Below are 21,030 nucleotides of genomic sequence, written 5' to 3'. Positions count from 1 at the left end.
GCACCGTCGTCCAGGCACCACCGGTCGGGGCGTAGTGCAGGTTGTAGGCGGCCCAGTTCTTGTTGGTGCTGTAGAACACGGTCGTGCCGCTGGGCGTCGTGGCGGTCGCGGACGGGCTGGCCGTCGCGCTGCCGGACGGGGTGCTGCTCGGGCTGGGCGTCACGCCGCCCACGCCGGTGCGCAGGGCGACGGAGTCGCCGGCGTTGACGGTGACGGTGGCCTTGCCGGCGCTGTCGACGGTCACGGTGCTGCCGGTGCAGGCACCGGTGGCGGTGAGGTCACCGTGGATGACGTCGCAGTAGGTGCCGGCGGCGAGGCCGGTGGTGAAGCTCTGGGTGACGGCGGCGGAGCTGTTGTTGATCGCCACCCAGGCCTTGTCACCGCGGCTGAACGCGATGGTGTTGTTGCCGTTGTCCCACCAGTTGGCCACGGCCTGGCCCTTGGCGGCGTTGTGCCAGCCGACCATGTTGGCGATGCCCTGGTTGCGATCGGTGCAGGTCCAGGTGTTGTTGGTGCAGTTGACGTCGGTGACGTAGCCGTTGGCGTCGGCCGGCGGCGAGTCGTCCTTGTCGTTGTAGCGGAAGCCGGAGTAGACCTGCGGAGTGCCGTAGTTCCAGGCGAGTTCGAAGATGTGGGCCAGGTTGTACTTGGCGCCGCTGTTGTACGTCAGCGTGGTCTGGTCGCGCTCCAGGTCGTGGTTGGTCACCATGACCGCGGACTTGTCGCTCGGCTCCAGGCCCCAGCTCTGGCCGAAGGTCTTGAGGTTGGCGATGTTGCCGTTGAACTGCTGCGAGAGCTTGGAGGCGTAGGTGAACTCCAGCACGCTGCCGTTGCCCTCGAACGCGGCGGCGGCGAGCTGGCCGCTGCCGCCCGGGAAGATCTCCTGGTAGACGTAGGGCCGTCCGCCCCAGGTGGTGTCGTGCACCCGGGAGAGGATGTTGGTCATGTCGGTCTGGGCGATGTGCTTGGCGGTGTCGACGCGGAAGCCGTCCACACCGGCGTCGACCAGGCTGTTCAGGTAGCCGGCGACCTTGCCGCGGACGTAGTCCGACTCGGTGTTCACGTCGGACAGGGAGACCAGCTGGCACTCCTGGACCTGGGTGACGTTGTTCCAGTCGGTGATGCTCAGGTCCGCGTTCGGGCAGGGCGGGGAGCCGTGGAAGTCGGCGCGGCTGTACGGGATGTTGCTGTACGTGTAGCTCGACGTGTTGAAGCTGGACCCGCCGTAGGAGCTGGTGCTGGTCTGGTTCACGCCGGCGGTGTGGTTGATCACCGCGTCGGCGTAGACCTTCACACCGGCGTTGTGACAGGCCGTCACCATCGACTTGAACTGCGCCTCGGTGCCCATCCGGCTGTTGAGGCCGTACGAGACGGGCTGGTAGACCTCCCACCAGGGGTGGGCACCGTTCAGCTTGATCGAGTCGGCCGGCGGGGCGACCTGGACGGCGCCGTAGCCCTTGGGGCCGAGCACGGTGGTGCACTCGGTGGCGACGGAGTTCCAGTTCCACTCGAAGAGGTTGGCGATCACGTCGCCGCCGTTCGGCGTGGCGGCGGCCTGCGCGCTGCTCTGGAAGGCGATCGGCAGGATGGCGCCGGCCAGCAGCGCGCCCGCGGCGAGCAGGCCGACCGGGCCGCGCCGCGAACGTGCCGCGAAGACGGGACGGGGTGTGGGGGCAGGTCTGGACTGCCGGATCAGGTACGACACCAACGGACTCCCTTGGGTGGAGGGCTGCTGCTCGGCGGTGGGGGCCGCTACCGGCTCGCCTCGGCGTGACGGCTACGGCGCTCGACGGAGCCGAGGGCCTGGCGTGTGGGTCACCAGAGCCCTTGAGACATACGGCGCATACCGCCTCGCTGCAGATTGTTGCTGAAAGTTTCAGCAAGGCGATGCGAACTTATGGCCGCCCTGGCCGAACGTCAATACCTCGCGCACAGGCGGAAACCAGCCATCCCGGTCGGCTCGGCAAGCCCTGGCCGGCCTTCGGGCGCAACGGACACGGACCCTCCCGGCCGCCCGGTCATCCCGGGAATCGGGCCGGGACAGCGTCCACCGCGGCCTTCCGCCCGCAGACGAACCAGTGCGGCGGACGGGGTGAGCCCGTGGTGTGCGACCACGGCGGTGGCAGGCCCCCAAGTGGCCTTTCGCCAGGTAGGAGACGTCGACGGGCGACTCCGCTCCGCGCGGGGGGGGCAACGGCCCACGCGGGCTGAACGCTGATCACGGCGGGGGCGCGTGGGCGGCGCCGGCCCGACGGACGAGTCGCCGTGTCGGCCGCCCCCGCGGGCGGGCAGAGCGGCGAACCGGCCCGGCCGGTTCCCGGCGGTGGCCCCGATCGTCGGGCCGCACGGCGGCCGTCCTCCTCGCGGCGCCCGAGGGACGGCCGACCGTTGCGACGCTCCCGCCGGCCCGGGGCTTCCTCGCGATCGCGATCCTGGGGGTACGGCCTGCCAGGAGCGAGAGTGGAGCACCGGTGCCGGAGGCCTCGGTCTCCCCCTCGGCAGCGGCGTACGGGCGCAGCCCCTGCCGGTTGCGGTGGCGCGAGACCGGGGGCAGGTTGCCTCACACGCACGAGGCACGGCACGGCACGGCACGGTAGGACACCGCACGGCACGGCACGCAGAAATGTGCCGCGGCTCCCGGTGGTCCTACCCGGGAGCCGCGGCACATTCGTGGTGTTACCGCTGGGTGGCTGCCGCCTTGGCCTTGTGGCTAGGCAGGCGGTCCTGAAGGCCGTTCCAGTCGATCGCCTTCTCGTCGGCGCCGTGTTCGCGGGCGAACCGGACCACCTCGTCCTGGCCGTGGACCGGCCGACGGGACTTGGGGGAACCGTCGGACGGCTTGAGCTCCACCACCAGGCGGGCGGGGTCCGCGTGGTCCTCGGTCACGACGATGAGACGGGCGGTCTTGTTGTTGCTCTTGTTCTTGTTCATGGCCCCACGCTGGCACCCGCCACGGCACCCCGCGCGGTCACGGCCACCGGACGGGTGGTCGCGGACAGTCACTACCGTTGCCCTTTGCCCGTGGCTCGGGGCCACGACCCCTGCGGCGTCAGGGGCAGCGACGCGGGGCGGCACTCCGGCGTGCGGACCGCAGCCCCGCTCGGCCCCGCCTCAGTGCGCCGCCCCTCCGGACCCTGCCATCGCGTTGAACACGCGCTGGGTCCGGAGCGGATGGTAGAGGGTGTGCATGGGGTGGCCGACGCCGCGCAGGGCGTGGGAGACCGCTTCGGCGATGACGGGCGCCTGGGCGAAGCCGCCGGTGTTGTGCCCGGCCGTGACGACGAAGGCACCGCTGCCGGCAGCGCTCGTCTCGAAGATTCCGAGGTTCGAGGCGGTCCACGGGCGTACGCAGTGCTTCTGCGTCCCGCGCAGTCCGTCGCGGCCGCCGATCCTCTCGTAGGCGTCGGGGAACAGCACCTCGACCGTGTCCGCGACGGCGGCGTGGATGTCCTCCAGCTTCCGCTCGTCGATGTTGTGCGGATCGCTTCCGGTCCACCCGTAGCCGGAGCCGATCATCAGGACGCTCTCCCCGGACTCGTCACGGCCGACGGTGACGTTCGCGTCCTCCGCCACATGGCCGCGCCGCGCCACCTTCAGCGAGTGTTCGAGAGCGGGGGTGTCGTTCGGGATCGTGGCCCAGCAGCCGAGGACGCCCTGCACCTGCTGCAGCGAGGGGATCTGACGGCGCAGGGCGTCGTTGTCGACACCGGGCGACACCACGTAGTGGTCGTAGACCAGGGGGCCGTCGCCGGTCAGCACCCCGGTCACCGCCGACGGCTCGTCCCTCATGATCTCCTCGACCCGCAGGTCGAAGCGCAGGTGCACCCCGCCCGCCTCCAGGTCGTCGAGCAGGCGGGCCATGAAGTCGTGCACGTTCACCGTGAAGCCCTCGACGACGATGCCGCCGGCGAAGGCGTGCGGGGCAGCGTGCGCCAGTGCCGGGAACCTCTCACGCACCTCGGCGGACCGGTAGGAGGCGACGGTGGCCCCCACCGCGTTCTGCCGGTGACGGGCGGCCTCCAGGTGCGGTCCGTCCTGGTACAGGCGCAGGATGTCGTGCCGCAGGTCCACGTCGTCGAACAGGTGCGGCCGGGTGTGCAGCCAGGTCTGCCACAGTTCGCCGGCCCGCCTGTTCAGCCCGAGGATGTCCCCGTTGTACGCCCTGGCCAGCCAGGGCCGGACACGCCGGAAGTCCTGCACCCACTGCCGGTCCTCCTCGCCCTCGTGGCGGCGGACGTCCCAGCCGGCCTGCGAGGGGGGACGGTCGAAGAGGGTCATGCACTCGACCTCGTCGGCCGACTTGGCGTGGTAGTCGTCCATCTCGGTGTAGGTGAACATCCGCGCGTTGCCACCGCCGCGGGAGGTGCCGTAGGCGGCCCAGGGCTTCCCGGCCCTCGGGTCGGGTGCCGCGTCGACGATCGCGACCTCATAGCCTTCGGCGTGCAGCAACTGCGCGGTGACCAGGTTCACGACGCCGGCGCCGACCATGAGGACCGACGCCCTCCCGGGCCGGGCGCCCGACGATCGCACCGGGGTCTGGGACGGCTCGACGAGCTGCTCCCCGTCCTGTGCGAACTCCCGGTCCTGCGCGAACCGTTCGGCGACGGCGAGCGCCTCGTACAGGCTCGCGTCCTCGTCGACGCCGCCCCCGGAGCCGGGCTGCCGGGGGACGGTGTACATCGGAATTCCGAACGGGAGGATCGCCGAGGTCGGCCGCCCGTACATGGTCGGAAGGCGCCTGAGGGTGCCGTGCGGCTCCGTGAGCCGAACGACGGCGATCGGCTTCTCGGGCATCGCCTCACGCCAGAGGCGCAGAACCTCCCGGCCGACCGGGCGATCGGTGACCAGCACCTGCGGGCATGTCCCGCTCAGCGCACCCGCGAGCGTGCCGTCGTCCGCAGCATGCAGATCCGCATGGCATTGGACGCCGCTCCCCGCCAGTGACTCGGACACGGCGGGGGAAACCGGGACGGTGACAAGAAAGCGCACTACTTCTCCCCATGTCGGTCGGACGAGCCGGCGGCCGTGCTCGGCATCTCGGTCAGGATGGTGTCCGAGAACTGTTCCCTGCGGACGACGAGCCTGGCCCGGCCGTCGCTGACGAAGACGACGGGCGGCTTGTCGAACCTGTTGTGCTGGTTGAACATCGAGTGCGTGTAGGCACCCGTGCACTGAACGGCCAGCACCTCGCCGGGCGCCAGATCGGGGAGCTGGACGCTGTCGATCAGCTTGTCCGTCTCGCAGTGCCGACCGAAGATCGTCGCCTCGTGCAGTTCCGCGTCCCGCAGTTCGGGATTCGACGGGAGTACGACGTTGTGCACCGACTGGTACATGATCGGCCTCGGGTTGTCCGAGAGCCCGCCGTCGACGGACACGAGCCGGCGGGCACCGCTCCTCTTCGTCGGACCGACGGTGTACAGCGTGGTCCCCGCCTCGGCGATCACCGACCTGCCCGGCTCGACCCCGAACACCACGTCCGGTGCGCAGTAGGGCGCGACCTGCTCGCCGAACACGGAGATCATGTCCCGCGCCCAGTCCTCGGGGGAGGGCGGGGAGGAGACCCCGTCGTAGTTGACCCCCATCCCACCGCCCGCGGTGATGCTCTCCGGCTTCCACGACGTGCCGGCGGTGACCGCCCGGATGAACTCGCCCAGCTCGCTCAGGGCCTGCCGGTGGAACTTCGTGTCCAGCACCTGGGCACCGAGGTGGAAGTGCAGGCCGCGGAGCCGCAGGTGGTCCCGTTCGAGTACCCTCGCGACGGCGGCCGCCGCGTCGCCACTCCGGATCTGCAGTCCGAACTTCGACTCCAGGCTGCCCGTCGTGTACTTGGGGTCGGTGTGGATGTCGATCCCGAGGTTGAGGCGGATGTCGACGGCCTGGACGTGTCCGTACGCACGGGCCTGACGGTCTATCAGGTCGATCTCGTCCAGGCAGTCGATCACCAGGGACCGGACCTCGCTGCCCACCGCGAGCTCGATGTCCTCACGGGTCTTGTAGTTGCCGTGGAACGTGATCTTCGAGGGTGACGCACCGGCCCAGAGCGCGAGGCGCAGTTCACCCGCCGACACGACATCGAGACTGAGGCCTTCCTCCGTGGCGAGGCGCACCATCTCGCCCACCAGAAACGCCTTGGACGCGTAGGCGATATCCACCTGCGGCCATTCCGAGCCGAACGCCCGGACATAGGAACGGCACCTGTCACGGACAGCGGACTCGTCGATCACATAGACCGGTGTTCCGTACGTATTCGCCAGATCCAGCACATCGCATCCCCCGATCTCCAGATGCCCACGACTGTTCACAGTCTGCGTACCGTAATTATGCAATGTTTCCTCGCCTGACTATCGGAGGGTTTCATTTCGTCGAGCGTGGATCGCGGCACAGATCGCCTCGCCCGCCGGCCCTGCCCCGGAAGAATCCCAAGGAGGATTCAGTGGCGCCCGCGACGTGCGCAGACTCCACCCCGGTCTATTTTTTGAAGATTTCCTTCCGCACAGCCGCGTGGGTCGCGGCCGAGATGAGGAGAGCGGACCCCGCAATGGCGAGCAGCGCCGCGGTGATACCGCCGATCAGTGCGAGAATTCCGGCGCTGATCGCGGACCCCAATCCGAACAGGGCGAACTGCGCCGAGAATCCCTGGGTGTGCAGAGCGGCCGGGATGCTGGCTTCAAGGCTTATCGATCGCTGCGTGTTGAAAGGGGTGATGAAGAACCCCGACACTCCGACCCACACGGCGACCGACAGCGCGCTGTCACTGAATGCCAGGGCGACCACGGAGGTGAGCACACCGATGAGCGTGAGCAGCGACTGGACGGTGATGTGCAGCCGAATCCGCCCCGCCGCCTTCCCGTAGCAGAGGGTTCCGGCGATCCCGGTGCCGGCCAGAAGACTGACGAGGATTCCGGACCAGGCGGGTGAGGCCCCGGTCCTCGGCAGCAGGACGGGAAGTACCGAGACGATCCCCGTCACCGCCATGCCGACCGAGACGGAGTCGACCAGGCCGGGCCAGGCCGCGCGGTACGACCACAGGGAACGGGGTGCGGTCTCCGCGACGTCCGGCAGGGTCGTGCCCCTCCCCTCCCCCACCAGCGGGCCGAGGAAGAGTTGGACGCCGAGGAACGTGACGGCCATGGCCACGACCTCCACCCAGGGGAGATCGAACAGGGCCAGACCCGCGATGACGACCGGCCCCAGTATCCAGGCGGCCTCCGTCATGATCGAGTCCCACGAGAACGCCAGGTTCCGCAGACGCGGATCGGCGTACTTGACGAGCACCGAGCGCGAGAGGCCGGGAATCCCCCCTGGCAGCGCGGCGCACAGCGCGGTGGTCACGGTGATCAGAACCAGGGAGAGGCGGAAGGTTCCGAAGGCGGCCAGGGCGACGTGCAGGAGGAACGATGACAACGTCATGACCGCGACCAGGCGGCGCGGGCGGGCGGCGCGGTCGATCAGCCTGCCGGCAGTGGTCGCCGTCAGCGCGCCGGTGAAGGCGTACACGCTCACCAGGAACGCCCCGTAGGAATATCCGCTGGCAAAGGTGCCCAGGCTGATGAGAGCCAGCGTCGCCATGGGCTCGGCCAGCCTGGCAAAGCACGTGCCGAGCGCCCAGCGCCACCACCAGGGCGTGGTGAACAGTTTCGGCTTCGAGTCGGACCCGACCGACAACGAGGTCGCATGCATCAGAGTTCTGTCGCTTTCGGTCGTATTACCGGCACGAATCCACATCCCGGGCGCGCGACAGCACACCCCCTGATCAGGATCGACTGCTATTTTTCTGTGCAGGCCGAACTTCCCCGCCGACCACGAAAAGGTCGCGAGGAGGCCGCGATACACGTGTCGCCGCAGTTTCCCGGTGCGAGGAAGTGCATCGCATCAAGCCGGCCACCAGGGCCGTGGCATCGGACCGCGAATTTCGTCAAAAAGCAGAAGGCGCCCCCGCGCCACCAGCGTGCGCCACGACGGTGCGGGTCCCTCCGCACCACCGTACCCATCCCCTCGGATTCATCCCCCGGCGAAAATGTCCCCACAACGCCCGATCACCATTGACCAGGCACCGACGCGGTAGCTCTCGGGAGTATTCGATATCCCCGGCGCATCTCACTCGGCGTGATGACCACCCTACGCAGAGGTGGATCACTGTCAAGGAGGGACTTCCGCGTTCTCGACCAGCGAGATGGGCCCTTGGCACCCCTTCACGCCGGAATACAGCGAGTTGTCCTGCACGAATGCGGAGGACTCCCGGGCCGGATCGCGCGTCCCGGCCCGGCCGGCGCCCGTCGGCCGACCGCGCTGCCGCACCCGCAGGCCGCGAGCGGCAGGACAGGAGGGGCAGGGAGTGCGTCCGCCGGGGTGCTGGGCGAGGGCCTGCCCCGACCGGAGCGAACACGGTCGGGACAGGCCCTCCGGCGGGGACGGAAATCGTCAGTACCCGTACACAGTAAGGCCGATGACAGCGAATCAGGGTAAAGGAAGGGGAAATGCAGAACGCGGCAGCCGGGTGGTGGACACCGGAGCCGGGTCAGCAGCCGCCGGTCGCGGACGGGGCCGGCGCTCCCAGGCCGATGCTCAGCACCTCGGGTGCGGCGGGCACGGCGCAGCAGCCGCCTGCGGCCGGCTGGTCGGCGGCGGGTTCGTCGAAGAGGCCGGCGCCGCCGCACACTCCGGTCTCCGGCAGGGTGAGTTCGACGCGCTCCGCCGCCTCCAGGTCGCCGGCGAGGGCGGCGGCGATCGAGCGGACCTGCTCGTAGCCGGTCATCGCGAGGAAGGTGGGGGCACGACCGTAGGACTTCATGCCGACCAGGTGGACGCCCTGCTCCGGGTGGGAGAGCTCCCTGACGCCGTGCGGGTAGACGGTGCCGCAGGAGTGCTGGTTGGGGTCGATCAGCGGGGCGAGGGCCGCCGGGGCCTGGAGGCGGTCGTCCAGCCCGAGCCGCAGCTCGGCGAGGAAGGACAGGTCGGGACGCAGGCCGGTCAGGACGATGATCTCGTCCAGCTCCCCGACGCGGCGGCCGTCCTCGGAGACCAGCGCGAGCCGGTCGCCGGTCTGCTCCACGGCGGCGGTGCGGAAGCCGGTGACGGCACCGGCGTGGCCGTCGTCGACGGCAGCCTTCGCGGCCTGCCCGAGTGCGCCGCGGGCGGGCAGCTGGTCGGCGCTGCCGCCGCCGAAGGTCGAGCCGCTGATGCCCCGGCGCAGGATCCAGACCGCATGGGTGCCTGCCTCCTGCACGGCGAGGCCGGCCAGCGCGGCGAGCGCGGTGAAGGCGGAGGCACCCGAGCCGACGACGGCGGTGCGCCGGCCCGCGTAGCGGGCGCGGACGGCAGGGTCCTTCAGGTCGGGGACGCGGTAGGAGATGCGCGCGGCCCGGGCGCTCTCACCGATGGCGGGCAGGCCGTCGGCACCGAGCGGACTCGGGGTGGACCAGGTGCCGGAGGCGTCGATGACCACGGCCGCCGTGATGCGCTCCTCCTGGCCGTCGGCGTGCGTGACGTGGACGGTGAAGGGCTGGTCCGCACGGCCTGCGTCGACCACGCGGTCACGGCCCGCCCGGGCCACGCCGGTCACCCGGGCGTTGTAGCGGACCCTCTCGCCCAGAGCGTCGGCGAGCGGCTGCAGGTACAGCTCGGCCCAGTCGGCCCCGGACGGGTAGGCCGCGCCGTCCGGGCGGGCCCAGCCGGTGGGGGCGAGGATCTTCTCGGCGGCCGGGTCGACGAGTTCCGCCCACGGGGAGAACAGCCGCACGTGACCCCACTCGCGCACCGCGACGGCGGCCGCCGGGCCCGCTTCGAGCACCAGGGCGTTCAGGCCTCGCTCGGTGAGATGGGCGGCGGCGGCGAGCCCGATCGGGCCGGCACCGATGACGAGGACGGGCAGGTCGGAGGCTTCGGACATGGCGGCGGTCCCTTCGGGATGAGCGGGACGGCCCGATTCCGCCGCCCGCCTGATTCGACAAGTATCTATGTGCTGACGATCTCGACCTTGCCACCCGGGATCGATGGATGTCAACATAGACATATGTCGAATCTGGAGTTGACGGTCCTGGAGCCCGAGACCGTGCCGTGCTGCCCGCCGCTCACCTCGGCGGAGCTCTCCGCCGAGGACGCGGTGCGGATGGCCGCGATGTTCAAGGCACTGTCCGACCCGGTGAGGCTGCGGCTGTTCTCGAAGATCGCCTCACATCCGGGCGGGGAGGCGTGCGTGTGCGACATCCAGGACGTCGGGGTGTCCCAGCCGACCGTCTCCCACCACCTGAAGAAGCTGCGCGAGGCCGGGCTGCTGACCAGTGAGCGCAGGGGCACCTGGGTCTACTACCGGGTCGCGCCGTCCGTGGTGGCGGGCATGTCGGCTCTGCTCGACCTGAACCACTGACCCACTGAGCCACGGACCTACTGGCCCACCGACCCGCCCCCGAGGAGCCCCGTTGGCCCGCGCTGTCGTCACCCTCGTCCCGATGGGCCCCGAGCACGCCGAACAGGTGCTCGCGATCTACCGGGCGGGCATCGAGGAGGGCAACGCCACCTTCGAGACCGCCGCCCCCGCCTGGGCGGCCTTCGACACGGCCCGGCTGCCGGCGCACCGGCACGTCGCACTGGGGTCGGCCAAAGAGAGGGAAACCGGCGAAGGGGCGGTCGGCAGGGTACTGGGCTGGGCCGCGGTGAGTGCGGTCTCGGCCCGGCCCGCGTACGCGGGCGTGGTCGAGCACTCCGTCTACGTCCACCCCGATGCGCGCGGCCGGGGAGTGGCCGCCGCGCTGCTCCGGGCACTGATCGCCTCCACCGAGGCCGCCGGGATCTGGACCATCCAGTCCGGTGTCTTCCCGGAGAACACCGCCAGCCTCGCCCTCCACGCCCGCGCCGGGTTCCGGGTGATCGGCACCCGCGAACGCGTCGCCCGCCACCACGGCACCTGGCGCGACGTACTGCTGATCGAACGCCGCAGCCCGTCCGTCGGCTGAACGGCGCCCACCCTGCGGCCCCGACAGGCGGTCCCCTCGCCGCCAAGGCGCCAAGGCGCCAGGTGCGGGAAAGCCTTCAGCAGGTCATCTTCCGTCCCGTACAGTGCGGTTGCGAGGGATCCAAGTCAGTCCTCACCCACCGGCCACGGACCCTCGTCTCATGTCGGCAGAGGTGTCCCCGGAGTGGCTGAAATGTCGGAGACTGCACGGTCGTGGGCCGAGGGATGGGCCGTGTCCCGGCGGCTGCCCAAGCCGGTCGACGTGCCCTGGGGGCTGCGGATCGAGGTCGGACAGCCGGCCCAGACGGTCCGTCACGTCCTGCTCGGCACCGACACCGCGATCGCCCGCGAACTCATCGGCACGATCACCGAACCCACCACCTGCATCAAGGCACTGCTCCCGCCGGGCGACATGGATCCCTGGTTCTCGTCCGACTGGGAACCCACCGTTCCCTGCTTCCTGATGGCCGCCGATCTGCGCCCGTCGCGCGCGCCCGCACCGGACGGCTACACCACCACCGTCGAGACCGCCGACGGCGTGACCTCCGTCCGCGTCCTGGGCGCCGACGGCGAACTCGCCGCGAGTGGCCAGGCCGGACTGACGGACACCGCCTGCGTCTTCGACCAGATCGTCACCGAACCGGCCCACCAGCGCCTCGGCCTCGGGACGACGGTGATGGGCGCACTCACCGACGCTGCCGTCGAAAGCGGGGTGTCCGCAGGCATCCTGGGCGCGACCGTCCAGGGCCGGGCGCTCTACGAGGCTCTCGGCTGGAAGGTCCTCTCACCGCTGAGCGGGTACGTCTACCAGCCCGTCGCCTCCTGACCGCATGCCCACGAGGATCCCTCGGCCGCGGTCAGCCGGAGAGCGTCCGTCGGCCCCGAGACCGTCGTGGGAGTCCGCAGCCAACCTGTCCAGGCAGCGGAACGGGACCGGGGAGCGGTTCCTGGACGCACCCGTCGGCGTGCAGGTGCCCGACCGGGTGGCCTTCCTCGGCGGGCGGATGGTGGGGACCGCCACGGCGGAGCGCGCCGTGGCGAAGGCCGACGGCTCGCTCGCCGCCTTCGTCGACGACCAGCACAAGGTGCGCGTCGGGCCGGTGGCCACCCTGGAGACCAACCCGGTCGCGGTCAACGACGACGGCCGTACGCTCAACCCGAAGGCCTTCGTGGGGAACGACCAGGTCCTCACCGTCAGCGGCGACGAGATCTCGCTCGCTACCCTCGACGTCTCCGACCCCGCTGCACCCCGGTACACCCTCCGCAGGATCGCCACCGACCCCGAGGCGATCAGCGGCACCCGGGGCGCCCAGGACGAGACCTTCGTGGTCACCCCCGACGGGCACGCGGCCTACACGACCATCCACCAGAACGCCGACAAGCTGGGTAACCCCAGGCGCCATGAAGTCCTGCGGATCGACCTGGCCACCGGCGCCCTGAAGGTGGTCGCCCTGCTGACGGGCACCGGGGGAGGCTTCGTCCCGCTCGCGTACATCGGCTAGAGCCCTCGGACGGGGCCGCCGGCGCACCGGCGCGGCGAACGCGGTACGGCCGGTCACGGCGGCCGTACCGTCGCGTCCGAGTGCCGTTCACCCAAACCGTCACACCGTCAGATCACGTGCCCCGCGGCACTCCTGGTCACATCGCGGTCAGGCCGGCGCACCGGGAGACAGCACAACCCCCGAGCGAATCAACCGCAGGATCCGCACAACCTTTTCGAGGACGTGGCAGTCCAACACCTCGACGCCGCTGGGGAGTCCGGGCTCCGCCTCCCCGCACGCCCGGCCGAGCGCACCACCCGCCGCTGCTCAGGAGGACGACCGTGAACGATCCTGCCCCCACCCGAAGGCACCGCACCCACGCCGCTCTGCTCGCCCTCACCGCCGGCCTCGCCACCGCCCTTCCGATGGCCGCCCCGGACGTCGCCCGCGCCGAGCAGATCCCCCATTTCACCGCCCCCTTCGAACTGCGCAACCTGGCGACCGGCAAGTGCCTAGAGGTCGCCGACTGGCGCACCGACAACGGCGCTCCCGTCCGCCAGTGGACCTGCCACGGGGGCGCCAACCAGCTGTGGTTCGCGAACAGCAACAACGTCCTGAGCAACAGGAACAGCTCGAAGTGCCTGGACGTCCCCGGGGCAAGCACGGTGTGGGGCACCCAGGTGATCCAGTGGGACTGCGGCCTGAGGTCTTACAACCAGCGCTGGAGCATACCCGGCGTCAACAACCCCTCGATCTCCCAACTGGGCAGCGCCGTCGGGCTGGTCCTCGACGTACCGGGCTCCGACCCCGCCGACGGCACTCCGATCGTCACCTGGGGCGCGAACGGGGGCACCAACCAGAGCTGGATCGGCAACCAGCCCCGGGTCGACTTCTGAACGGCTTCCCGGACGACGGCGGGCCGTGATCGAGCACACCGTCGCCGAGCCCGAGGACCGGAGGTGTGGTCACCGTCCCCGTGCCTGCACGGCGGCTGCGCCGCACACTCCGGCGGCCGACACGGCGGTCCGCCGCTCACAGCCGTCGGGGCCCGACACCGTCCCCGGCGAGCGAGTCACCGGGGTTCAGCAGAGCGCATGCCTTCATCGAGAGACATCCGCAGCCGATGCATCCCGTGAGCTCGGCCTCCAGCCGCTCGATGGTCTGCCGTCGTTCCTCCAGCCGACGCCTCCAGCCACGCGAGGCGCGCTGCCACTCCTGGTGACTCGGCGGACGGTCGAGCGGCACATCGGCGAACGCCTCCCGGAGGTCCTGCAACGGGATGCCGATCCGTTTCGCCACCGAGACCAGCGCGACCCGGCGCAGCATGTGCCGTGGGTAGCGCCGCTGGTTGCGGTCGTCGCGTTCGGACGCGATCAGACCGAGTTCCTCGTAGAACCGCAAGGCGGAGACGGCCGCCCCGGTCCGGGCGCTCACCTCTCCGATGCTCAGCCAGTCGTCCGGGGTCGCCCGGGCGTCGCCGGAGCGGTAGCTCCTCATGCAGTGCCTCCTGTTGACCTCAAGGTTACTTGAGGTCATACGGTCGGCTGCGCCAGGACGGCAGCAGCAACGACCCGGAGAGGACGGCAGTTCGATGACGTTTGTGATCGCCTTGCCCTGTGTGGACGTCAAGGACAAGGCATGCATCGAGGAGTGCCCTGTCGACTGCATCTACGAGGGAGAGCGCATGCTCTACGTCCAACCGGACGAGTGCCTCGACTGCGGCGCCTGCGAGCCGGTGTGCCCCGTCGAAGCGATCTTCTACGAGGACGACACCCCGGAGGAGTGGCAGCACTTCACCGCCGTGAACGCCGAGTTCTTCGCCGGCCTCGGCGCCCCCGGCGGCAGCGCGAAGCTCGGTCCGATCGGACGGGACCATCCGGTCGTGGCGGCGCTGCCGCCCCAGGCCGCCGGCACCGCCACCGTCGTGGATCCGCCTTCCGGGAGCTGACGGACGGCGGAGCTCTGTTCGTCTCCGACAACCGGAACCCGGGACGCATCACCCCGCGGCCCGGCGGGCGGGGGGATCAGACGCCGGGAACGGCGTCCTTCGCGCTGGTGTGCCAGTTGGTGACGACCGGCTTGTCGACGTTGACGGCGCCGACAGGAATGCTCGCGGGGTCCGGATCCGGATTGCCGATGCCGATGATGACGTCGGTGAACTGGATGACCTGGTCGTTGTTGGTGCTCTTCGGGTTGACCCCCGCGTAGGCGACCGCGGAGCCGGTGAGCGTGATCGGCTGGCCGACGGCCTGCTCGGCGTTGGTGGCCTCGATGCCGCCCGAACCGAAGGCGATGACGGGGTGCTCGCCGGGCAGGACGCAGGTGATGCCGGCCTTGGCCTTGGCGGAGATGAGGATGTAGCCGCCGGCCTGGGTCTCCATTTTCGCGCTGAAGGTGAGGTCGTTGGCGCCGCAGGCCTGGCCGTAGCCGGACTTGTCGCCCGAGCCGGCGGTGGAGGTCGCCGTGGGCTTCGCCGACTTGGCCGGGGTGGCCGACGTGGCGGCCGTGGACGCCGCAGCCGTGGGCGCGGCCTTCGTGGGCGCAGCGGCCGGAGGAGCGGTGGATGCGACGGCTGCGGTCGTCGGAGCGGGACCGGCGCCGGAGGCCTGGTCACTGCCCTCCGGGTCGCAGGCGGTGGCCGTGACCGCGAGTGCGGTGACCGCGAGTGCAGTGAGGGCGATTCGCGAGCGCATGAATGTGCCAACTTCCTTGTGTCGAAGGCCTTCATCGTATGGCCCGCTTGATCACCGGCTCGTGCGGAAAATATCCCGATCATGTTTCAGACGGCGTCGGGCCCGCCCGGCCGGGGCCCCGCACGAACGGACGGGAGCAGGGCAAAGGTCTTCGGCTCTAAGGAACTTGGCCGGGTGACGGGGCGGCAGGCGGAGCGCTCGGGGCGGCGGTGTCCGCGACCCATCCCGGCAGTGTCGGCAGTACCGCTTCGGCGATCCGGTACAGGCTTGCGTCGTCCGGGGTTCCGGCGTCCTGGCGCCAGATCGCGAGCTCGCAAAAACCGCCGCGCCCGTTCGGGTACTTGCCGATCACGAGGTTGTGCGCGACCCCGCTCGGCGCGCGCGAGGTGGAGCTGCCACCGCCGAGCGAGAAGCTGAAGCCGATGGTGTTCATCTCGTAGGTGGTGCTGAGGTGGCCGAGCACCGGGGCGCGGTGGTGCGGCGCGGAGCCCAGGATCTCGAAATCGGTCACGTCCATGTCCTCGTCGTCCGTGAGGCGCACGGAGATCCCGCCGATCTGGACCTCGGCGGAGTGGACGACCTGCTTGGTGCCGTCCGCGCCGGTCCAGCTCGACGCGAAACCCGGCCCGGCGACCGACACCCGGTCCAGGGGTGCCCCGACGAGTACCGGCAGCTCGGGTGTGTTCAACGCGGCACAGAGCGCCGGGTACCTCGGGGAGTCCTCGGCCGTCGCCGCCTTGCAGGCCGCCGCCGGGGCGGGCTCGTCGGCGGCCTCCTGCCGGCGCTGCATCAGCAGGAGCCCGGCGACCAGCACCCCGCCCAACGCCAAGGCCGTCACCACCTGGGCACCCGCCCGTGGACCTGGTTCCCTGCCCGGCTCGCCGGCGGGCTCGGCCGGCAGCTTCGTACCCTGCTGATCAATCACGGGGCGGAACGATATCCGACGGTCTGTTCGAATGCACAGGAGTTACCGGCACGCCCGCTGGTGGCGGTCGGCGAGCCGTCCGGGCGCCGCGGGAAGCCGGGTGTCCGGACGACGCGGCCGTCCCTGGGGACGGCCGCCTGCGCCTCGGGGTCAGGGGGTCCAGGGGGCGGCGACAGCCCAGCTGACGTCGTCGGGCCAGAGGGCCGTGGCGTCGAAGGTGTTGGAGCCACCGTTGGAGGCGACGTAGCCGGTGTTGGCGTAGTGGCGGATGTAGCGGTCGGCGAAGTTGTAGGAGATCAGCGAGTTGCCCTGGCCGTTCACGCCGGCCTGCGAGCAGAAGGTGGCGTCCTCGGCGAACAGGACGCTGCCGTCGTTGGGGTGCAGGTAGAGCTGGAAGTTCTGGTGCCGCAGGTAGCTGCCCGGCGTGTTCTTCGACTCGAAGGAGCGGCAGGCCGTGTTGGCCAGGCCGGGCCGGACGATCCAGGAGGCGTTGGCCTTGACGGTCGCCGAACTGGCGGAGTCCACGGGCGCGGTGGCGACGCCCGTACCGGAGTGGCTGAGGTAGTTGGTGGTGCAGCAGGCGGTGGTCGCCCGGAGCGAGATCGTCGAACCGGTGTTGAGGGCGGCGCCGCCGCCCGAGCCCTGCGCGTAGCCCGCCGCGACGATGTTCGCCTGGACGGCGTTCTCGGTGGCGTCCGTGGGATAGCCGGAGGTCATGACGCCCTCGTAGAAGGTGCCGGCGGAGCTGTTGCTGTTGTCGCCGCCGATGCCGAGGATGATCGCGCCCTCCTTCTTCATCGGGTTGTAGCCGGCGGCGTTGGGGCGGGCCCCGTTGTAGTAGGTGGAGAGTCCGCCGGACTGTGCGTTTCCGGCGCGGATGGCCCAGTGGTTCGGCTCGCCCTTGACGATCGCGGTGAGGAAGCGGTGGTTCACGGTGGGGTCGTTCGCGTTGTAGCCGCTGTTGACTCCGGAGAACAGGCCGTTCTCCAGGTCGGCCATCACCCAGGGGCCGTTGCCGGCGCCGGATCCCCAGCCCCGGCTGTTGCCGAAGTAGATCGTCTCCATGGTCCCGTTGCCGTTGTCGCGGCTGTTGGTCTCGGCGTTGCCGTAGTCGAAGCAGCAGCCCTCGTTGTAGTGCGTGCCGTCGAAGAGGGCGTACATGCCCTCGGGCTGGTCACCGGTCGCGATCCCGTTGGTCGCGTTGTTGCGGTAGCCGGTTCCCGGGGAGACGAAGACGCCGTACGCGCGGTTGCCGTTGAGGGTGACCGGCGCCATCGCGGCGTTGGCGAGCTTGTCGTAGCCGCCTGCGGCCGGGCCGTTGAAGCCGCCCGGGGGTGCCTGGGTGAGCCGGTTGTTCCGGCCGGTCTGGTCGTAGATGACCGTGATGACGCAGCTCGTTCCGGCACAGAACGAGTCCTGGGTGGCGGCGTTGGCGTATCCGCCCGCACCGATGACCCCGATGTCGCGGGTGGCGTTGTCCGAGGCGCGGCGCACCTGGTAGAGCGCCCCGCTGTAAGTGCCGTACAGGGCACGGGTGGTGCTGTGCGCGGCGACGCACGGGGTGCCGCCCGCGGCGTAGAGGTCGCAGGGCTGGGACGTCGCGGCCTGCGAGACGGAGGTGCCCGCGAGGGCCCCCGCGACGAGCACGGCGGCGAAGGCCGCCGTCAGCGCGGCGGCACGCCGTCGCAGGACGGACCGGAGTCGTTGCATTTCTCTCCTCGATTCCTGGGGTGATTTCCGAGCTCCCCGAACCAGCGAGTGGCTCGGATCGGCGCCGTGTCCGGATCGGCCGGGCGTCGTGGCGGCAGCGTCGACCGGGCCTACGGGGTGCGGTAGGGGATGGAGAAGGCAGCAGGGAGCGCGGCGGGCGTGGAGAAGGCAGCAGGGAGCGCGGTGGCTCGCGAGGGACGCGTCGTTGCACGGGTCGAAGGCCCTTCGGCCGCCGCCCGAACGGAAGCCGCGCCCACCGAGGGCGCGAACGGCGGCCGGCCCACCGCGGAGCAGGGCTGAGCGCTCACTTGGTGCACCGTCAGGCGGACGGGATCCGTCCGACGGCTGTGGGGGCGGTGCTGCGGTCGTGACGACGACGGCGCCGTGCCACAGGCGGTCGCCGGGTCACCGGGCAGGCCGAACCGGGTGCGGTGATCCGGCTGGCTCCCGGAGCATCTTTGTTAGCGCTAACAAACTGACGTGATGTCGAGCAAGGGGGTGGGTGCTCGATTGGCACAAACGCTAAACCGCCGCAGTGGGGGTGGCAAGGGTTTCTCCCAACTCTCGCGAAGTCCGCCTGCACGCACGGTTGTTCGATGCTCCTCGGATCAGATCACGCGGTCGGGCTCGCGGGTGTGCGGAGGGTCCGGCGGACGGCGTTGCGGAGCCAGTGGTGGGCCCTGTCGGCCGCGTGCCGGGGGTGCCAGGCCATGCCGACGGTCACGGGCGGCAGCGTCAGGGGGATGTCCAGGAGGTGCAGCCCGAGGGCGACGGCGTCACCGGTGAGCGGCGGCTGACCGCGACGTGCCGGGCGGCGGCGAGCCGGGCCGGGGTCAGCGGTCCCTCGGTCAGCGGATGGCCGGGCCGGACGGCCGCCACCATGCGGAGGCTGACCAGTTCCTCGACCCCCGTTTCGGGGTCCACGTGGTCGATGGACCCGACCTCCAGGTCGATCCTGCCGTCGCGCAGGGCGGGGCCGGCCTCCAACTCCTCGGCCCGGAGCCGGAATGCGACCCCGGGCGCCTCCTGCTCGGCGAGGAGCAGCAGTCCGGCGACCTGGTCCGCATCATGACCGAAAGCTCGGCCGGCCCGTCCGCTACGAGCGCCGGCCGCTCGACGAGTTGCACGCCACGCTGGTCGGCCACGGCCTGAACGAGGTATTCGTCCAGGGCATCGCCGACATGAAGCGCGCCAAGGACGAGGGCCTGGACGCCGGCGTCGCCCGCACCCCCGGCGCCGCCTCCCCCACCGGCTTCGAGCAGTGGTGCGCCCGGATCCTCAAGCCCGCGGTCCTCTCCTGAAGGTCGCCGTCCTCTCCTGAAGCCCACCTTCCGCCGCCGGGACGCACCGTGGTCCGGCGCGTCACGACCACCCGCCACTTTCGGAGGCCCCTGATGCCCACCCTGTCGCCCGCTGGGACGACCGAACTCCCGGTCACGGCGTTCATCCTCGTCAAGACCACACCCGAGTGGCTCGCCCTGACCGTCCAGCAACGCGTCGAGGCCTTCACCACTCAGGTGCTGCCCGCGATCCAGGCCCGGATCACCGGCGTCCGGTCACGCTTCTACGACACCGAGTTCTACTCCGCGCGCGTCACCGACGTCCGGGTCTGGGAGGCCGACGACCACACGCCTACCGGCTCCTCATCGACGCGTTGCGCGAAACTCCCTTCTGGGAGCGCTACTTCGAGATCGTCGACCTCCTCGTCGGCACCGAGAACGGCTACGCCCGCACCTACGGCCTCGACCCGTGGCCACCATCACCACCTGACCCGCCCGAGGCGCAGCGGGCTCGCACCGTGCCGCAGGCGATCATCCGGCCCTCGGCAGGCCCGGCCGGCCGGGCAGCCGGCTCAGCCCTTCAGCAACGCGCAGACGAAGTCCTCCTGGATGTCACGGAGTTCGGCCAGCAGCTCCGGAGCGCCACTCTGGTTCACCTGCGAGGTGACCGAGAAGGCCAGCGAACGGCTGCCGTCGGGGGTGCCCACCGCCAACTGGGTGTAGCCGGCCGTGTTGCCGGTGTGGCCGTAGACCACACCGCAGCGGGTCGTGTAGCGGAAGATCGCCAGCCCGGCCTCGTTGCGGCCGGGCCCGGCGGGCTCGGAGGCGCCGTCGACGAAGGTGAGCTGCTGCCGGCGGACGGCGGGCCCGATCAGCCGGCCGCCGGCGTACCCGCCGGCGAACTTCGCCAGGTCGTCCGGGGTGGAGACGATCCCGCCGGAGGCCCAGGCCCCGGAGGCACCGAACTGCGTGCTGACGTCCTCGGGCGCGGCGGGAGGCTGGACGGCGTAGCCGTGCAGGTACGGCCGGGGCAGGCGGTAGCCCTGCGGAAGGCTGGTCTCCCGCAGCCCGAGCGGACGGTAGACCACCGTGCGCAGCAGGTCCTCGTAGCGGCGGCCCGAGGCGGCCTCGGCCATCAGGGCGACCGCGATGTTGTCGGAGTTCGAGTACGCGTACCGCGAGCCCGGGGTAAACTCCAGCGCCTGGCCGGCGACGAAGTCGAGCAGGCGGCGGGAGTCGAAGCGGTGGTGCGGGTCGGCCTGGATGATCGTGCGGAACTCCGACGAGGCGCTGTAGTCCGGCAGCCCGCTGGTGTGGTTGAGCAGCTGACGCAACGTCACCGAGCCCCAGGCGGCGGGCAGCTCGGGCAGGCGCTGGGCCAGCGTGTCGTCCAGGCCGAGCAGACCGCGGTCGACCAGGCCGAGCGCCACCGCCCCGCTGAAGGCCTTGGCCGCACTGGCGATGCGCATGTGGTCGGTCGGCAGCGGCGGCCGGCCGCTCCCCACCTCGGCCACTCCTGCCCGCAGCACCTCCTGGTGCGGACCGTGGCGCAGCACGGCGATGACCCCGGGCGGGCCGTCCGGCCGGGCGACCAGCTCCTCCAGGCGCCGCTGCAGCCGGGAGTCGTCGTGTGCCTGGCCGGCCTGCGCGGGGGCGGGGGCCAGGCCGAGCACGGAGGCGGCCGCCAGTACGGCGAGCAGCGGGCGAAGGCGCGGACGGGGCAGCGGCACGGGGAGCTCCTGGGGGCGGGGCCGGCGGACGGGGCGGTACGGACACCGCCCGCCCCACCGCACCACCTGCCGCGCCCCGGCCGCCGCCGACCGGCCGGAACCGTCACCTGCCCGGGGCAACACCCCCGCGCCCGATCGGCGCAACACCCCCGGATCCGGATCCGGGTCCGTCGGGATCGTTGCCGGTACGCACCCGTGCCGCCCGCAGCCCGACCGGCCTCGGTATCACCCTGCGGATCCGGGCCGCCGCCGCCTCACAG

18 protein-coding genes and 2 pseudogenes are annotated in these 21,030 nt (G+C 70.9%); 8 read left to right on the top strand and 12 right to left on the bottom strand.

Annotation, left to right across the window (positions count from 1 at the left end):
• The 6 genes from ACFUK0_RS21240 to ACFUK0_RS21215 all read right to left on the bottom strand — a co-directional run.
• A partial coding sequence (locus ACFUK0_RS21240) for an alpha-amylase family protein (protein WP_380252430.1) occupies positions 1-1,705 on the bottom strand: 1,705 nt, incomplete at its 3' end.
• Between the two features lie 971 nt (positions 1,706-2,676).
• A complete protein-coding gene (locus ACFUK0_RS21235; RefSeq protein WP_380252428.1) occupies positions 2,677-2,931 on the bottom strand; it encodes a hypothetical protein in 255 nt (84 codons plus the stop codon).
• Positions 2,932-3,111: 180 nt separating this feature from the next.
• Positions 3,112-4,851, bottom strand: coding sequence for an NAD(P)/FAD-dependent oxidoreductase (locus ACFUK0_RS21230; RefSeq protein ID WP_380252426.1), 1,740 nt, complete (start codon positions 4,849-4,851; stop codon positions 3,112-3,114).
• Positions 4,852-4,988: 137 nt separating this feature from the next.
• Positions 4,989-6,302 carry a diaminopimelate decarboxylase gene (gene lysA / locus ACFUK0_RS21225; protein ID WP_380252424.1) on the bottom strand — a complete coding sequence of 438 codons (1,314 nt, stop codon included), beginning with the start codon at positions 6,300-6,302 and terminating at the stop codon, positions 4,989-4,991.
• Positions 6,303-6,468: 166 nt separating this feature from the next.
• Positions 6,469-7,680, bottom strand: coding sequence for an MFS transporter (locus ACFUK0_RS21220; protein ID WP_380252422.1), 1,212 nt, complete (start codon positions 7,678-7,680; stop codon positions 6,469-6,471).
• Positions 7,681-8,518: 838 nt separating this feature from the next.
• Positions 8,519-9,889, bottom strand: coding sequence for an NAD(P)-binding domain-containing protein (locus ACFUK0_RS21215; protein ID WP_380252420.1), 1,371 nt, complete (start codon positions 9,887-9,889; stop codon positions 8,519-8,521).
• Between the two features lie 123 nt (positions 9,890-10,012).
• Between ACFUK0_RS21215 and ACFUK0_RS21210 the strand changes: the two genes are divergently transcribed.
• The 5 genes from ACFUK0_RS21210 to ACFUK0_RS21190 all read left to right on the top strand — a co-directional run bounded on the left by ACFUK0_RS21210 (position 10,013) and on the right by ACFUK0_RS21190 (position 13,328).
• Positions 10,013-10,366 carry an ArsR/SmtB family transcription factor gene (locus tag ACFUK0_RS21210; protein ID WP_380252418.1) on the top strand — a complete coding sequence of 118 codons (354 nt, stop codon included), beginning with the start codon at positions 10,013-10,015 and terminating at the stop codon, positions 10,364-10,366.
• 82 nt (positions 10,367-10,448) lie between these two features.
• Positions 10,449-10,952: a GNAT family N-acetyltransferase gene (locus ACFUK0_RS21205; RefSeq protein ID WP_380252472.1), complete on the top strand. Its 504-nt coding sequence runs from the start codon at positions 10,449-10,451 to the stop codon at positions 10,950-10,952.
• A gap of 192 nt (positions 10,953-11,144) precedes the next feature.
• A complete protein-coding gene (locus ACFUK0_RS21200) occupies positions 11,145-11,777 on the top strand; it encodes a GNAT family N-acetyltransferase (protein ID WP_380252416.1) in 633 nt (210 codons plus the stop codon).
• 139 nt (positions 11,778-11,916) lie between these two features.
• Positions 11,917-12,453, top strand: a complete 537-nt coding sequence (locus tag ACFUK0_RS21195) for a hypothetical protein (protein WP_380252414.1) — start codon at positions 11,917-11,919, stop codon at positions 12,451-12,453.
• Between the two features lie 320 nt (positions 12,454-12,773).
• A complete protein-coding gene (locus ACFUK0_RS21190) occupies positions 12,774-13,328 on the top strand; it encodes an RICIN domain-containing protein (RefSeq protein ID WP_380252412.1) in 555 nt (184 codons plus the stop codon).
• Between the two features lie 136 nt (positions 13,329-13,464).
• On the opposite strand, the gene soxR is transcribed toward ACFUK0_RS21190, so the two are convergent.
• Positions 13,465-13,929, bottom strand: coding sequence for a redox-sensitive transcriptional activator SoxR (soxR, locus tag ACFUK0_RS21185; protein WP_380252410.1), 465 nt, complete (start codon positions 13,927-13,929; stop codon positions 13,465-13,467).
• A gap of 94 nt (positions 13,930-14,023) precedes the next feature.
• Between soxR and fdxA the strand changes: the two genes are divergently transcribed.
• Positions 14,024-14,380, top strand: a complete 357-nt coding sequence (fdxA, locus tag ACFUK0_RS21180; RefSeq protein WP_380252408.1) for a ferredoxin — start codon at positions 14,024-14,026, stop codon at positions 14,378-14,380.
• A gap of 76 nt (positions 14,381-14,456) precedes the next feature.
• Here the strand turns inward: fdxA and ACFUK0_RS21175 are convergent, their stop codons facing one another.
• From ACFUK0_RS21175 to ACFUK0_RS21160, 4 genes and pseudogenes are all read right to left on the bottom strand, one after another.
• Positions 14,457-15,125, bottom strand: a complete 669-nt coding sequence (locus tag ACFUK0_RS21175) for a hypothetical protein (protein WP_380252406.1) — start codon at positions 15,123-15,125, stop codon at positions 14,457-14,459.
• A gap of 157 nt (positions 15,126-15,282) precedes the next feature.
• A complete protein-coding gene (locus ACFUK0_RS21170; RefSeq protein WP_380252405.1) occupies positions 15,283-16,050 on the bottom strand; it encodes a DUF6215 domain-containing protein in 768 nt (255 codons plus the stop codon).
• A 150-nt stretch (positions 16,051-16,200) separates the two neighbouring features.
• The gene (locus ACFUK0_RS21165) at positions 16,201-17,760 is read right to left on the bottom strand and encodes an alpha-L-arabinofuranosidase B (protein ID WP_380252403.1); all 1,560 of its coding nucleotides are present in this window, start codon (positions 17,758-17,760) and stop codon (positions 16,201-16,203) included.
• 613 nt (positions 17,761-18,373) lie between these two features.
• A pseudogene (locus ACFUK0_RS21160) lies at positions 18,374-18,810 on the bottom strand (LysR substrate-binding domain-containing protein); the annotation flags it as partial.
• 71 nt (positions 18,811-18,881) lie between these two features.
• Between ACFUK0_RS21160 and ACFUK0_RS21155 the strand changes: the two are divergent.
• Both ACFUK0_RS21155 and ACFUK0_RS21150 read left to right on the top strand, forming a co-directional pair.
• Complete coding sequence (locus ACFUK0_RS21155; RefSeq protein ID WP_380252401.1) at positions 18,882-19,061, top strand: hypothetical protein; 180 nt, start codon at positions 18,882-18,884, stop codon at positions 19,059-19,061.
• 93 nt (positions 19,062-19,154) lie between these two features.
• Positions 19,155-19,530: pseudogene (locus ACFUK0_RS21150) on the top strand (darcynin family protein).
• An 82-nt stretch (positions 19,531-19,612) separates the two neighbouring features.
• On the opposite strand, the gene ACFUK0_RS21145 reads toward ACFUK0_RS21150, so the two are convergent.
• Positions 19,613-20,764 (bottom strand): serine hydrolase domain-containing protein, encoded by a 1,152-nt coding sequence (locus ACFUK0_RS21145; RefSeq protein ID WP_380252470.1) that lies wholly within the window; start codon positions 20,762-20,764, stop codon positions 19,613-19,615.
• Between the last annotated feature and the right edge of the window lie 266 nt (positions 20,765-21,030).

This window comes from Kitasatospora sp. NPDC057223, assembly GCF_042669755.1.
Classification (GTDB): Bacteria; Actinomycetota; Actinomycetes; order Streptomycetales; family Streptomycetaceae; genus Kitasatospora.
Note: the sequence above shows the minus strand (reverse complement) of the source record. Positions and strands in the feature narration are given on the sequence as shown.

Coding starts and splice junctions, on each gene's coding strand:
- ACFUK0_RS21235 (WP_380252428.1), bottom strand. CDS start 2,931: ATGAACAAGAACAAGAGCAACAACAAGACCGCCCGTCTCATCGTCGTG.
- ACFUK0_RS21220 (WP_380252422.1), bottom strand. CDS start 7,680: ATGCATGCGACCTCGTTGTCGGTCGGGTCCGACTCGAAGCCGAAACTG.
- ACFUK0_RS21215 (WP_380252420.1), bottom strand. CDS start 9,889: ATGTCCGAAGCCTCCGACCTGCCCGTCCTCGTCATCGGTGCCGGCCCG.
- ACFUK0_RS21210 (WP_380252418.1), top strand. CDS start 10,013: ATGTCGAATCTGGAGTTGACGGTCCTGGAGCCCGAGACCGTGCCGTGC.
- ACFUK0_RS21205 (WP_380252472.1), top strand. CDS start 10,449: ATGGGCCCCGAGCACGCCGAACAGGTGCTCGCGATCTACCGGGCGGGC.
- ACFUK0_RS21200 (WP_380252416.1), top strand. CDS start 11,145: ATGTCGGAGACTGCACGGTCGTGGGCCGAGGGATGGGCCGTGTCCCGG.
- soxR (WP_380252410.1), bottom strand. CDS start 13,929: ATGAGGAGCTACCGCTCCGGCGACGCCCGGGCGACCCCGGACGACTGG.
- fdxA (WP_380252408.1), top strand. CDS start 14,024: ATGACGTTTGTGATCGCCTTGCCCTGTGTGGACGTCAAGGACAAGGCA.
- ACFUK0_RS21175 (WP_380252406.1), bottom strand. CDS start 15,125: ATGCGCTCGCGAATCGCCCTCACTGCACTCGCGGTCACCGCACTCGCG.
- ACFUK0_RS21165 (WP_380252403.1), bottom strand. CDS start 17,760: ATGCAACGACTCCGGTCCGTCCTGCGACGGCGTGCCGCCGCGCTGACG.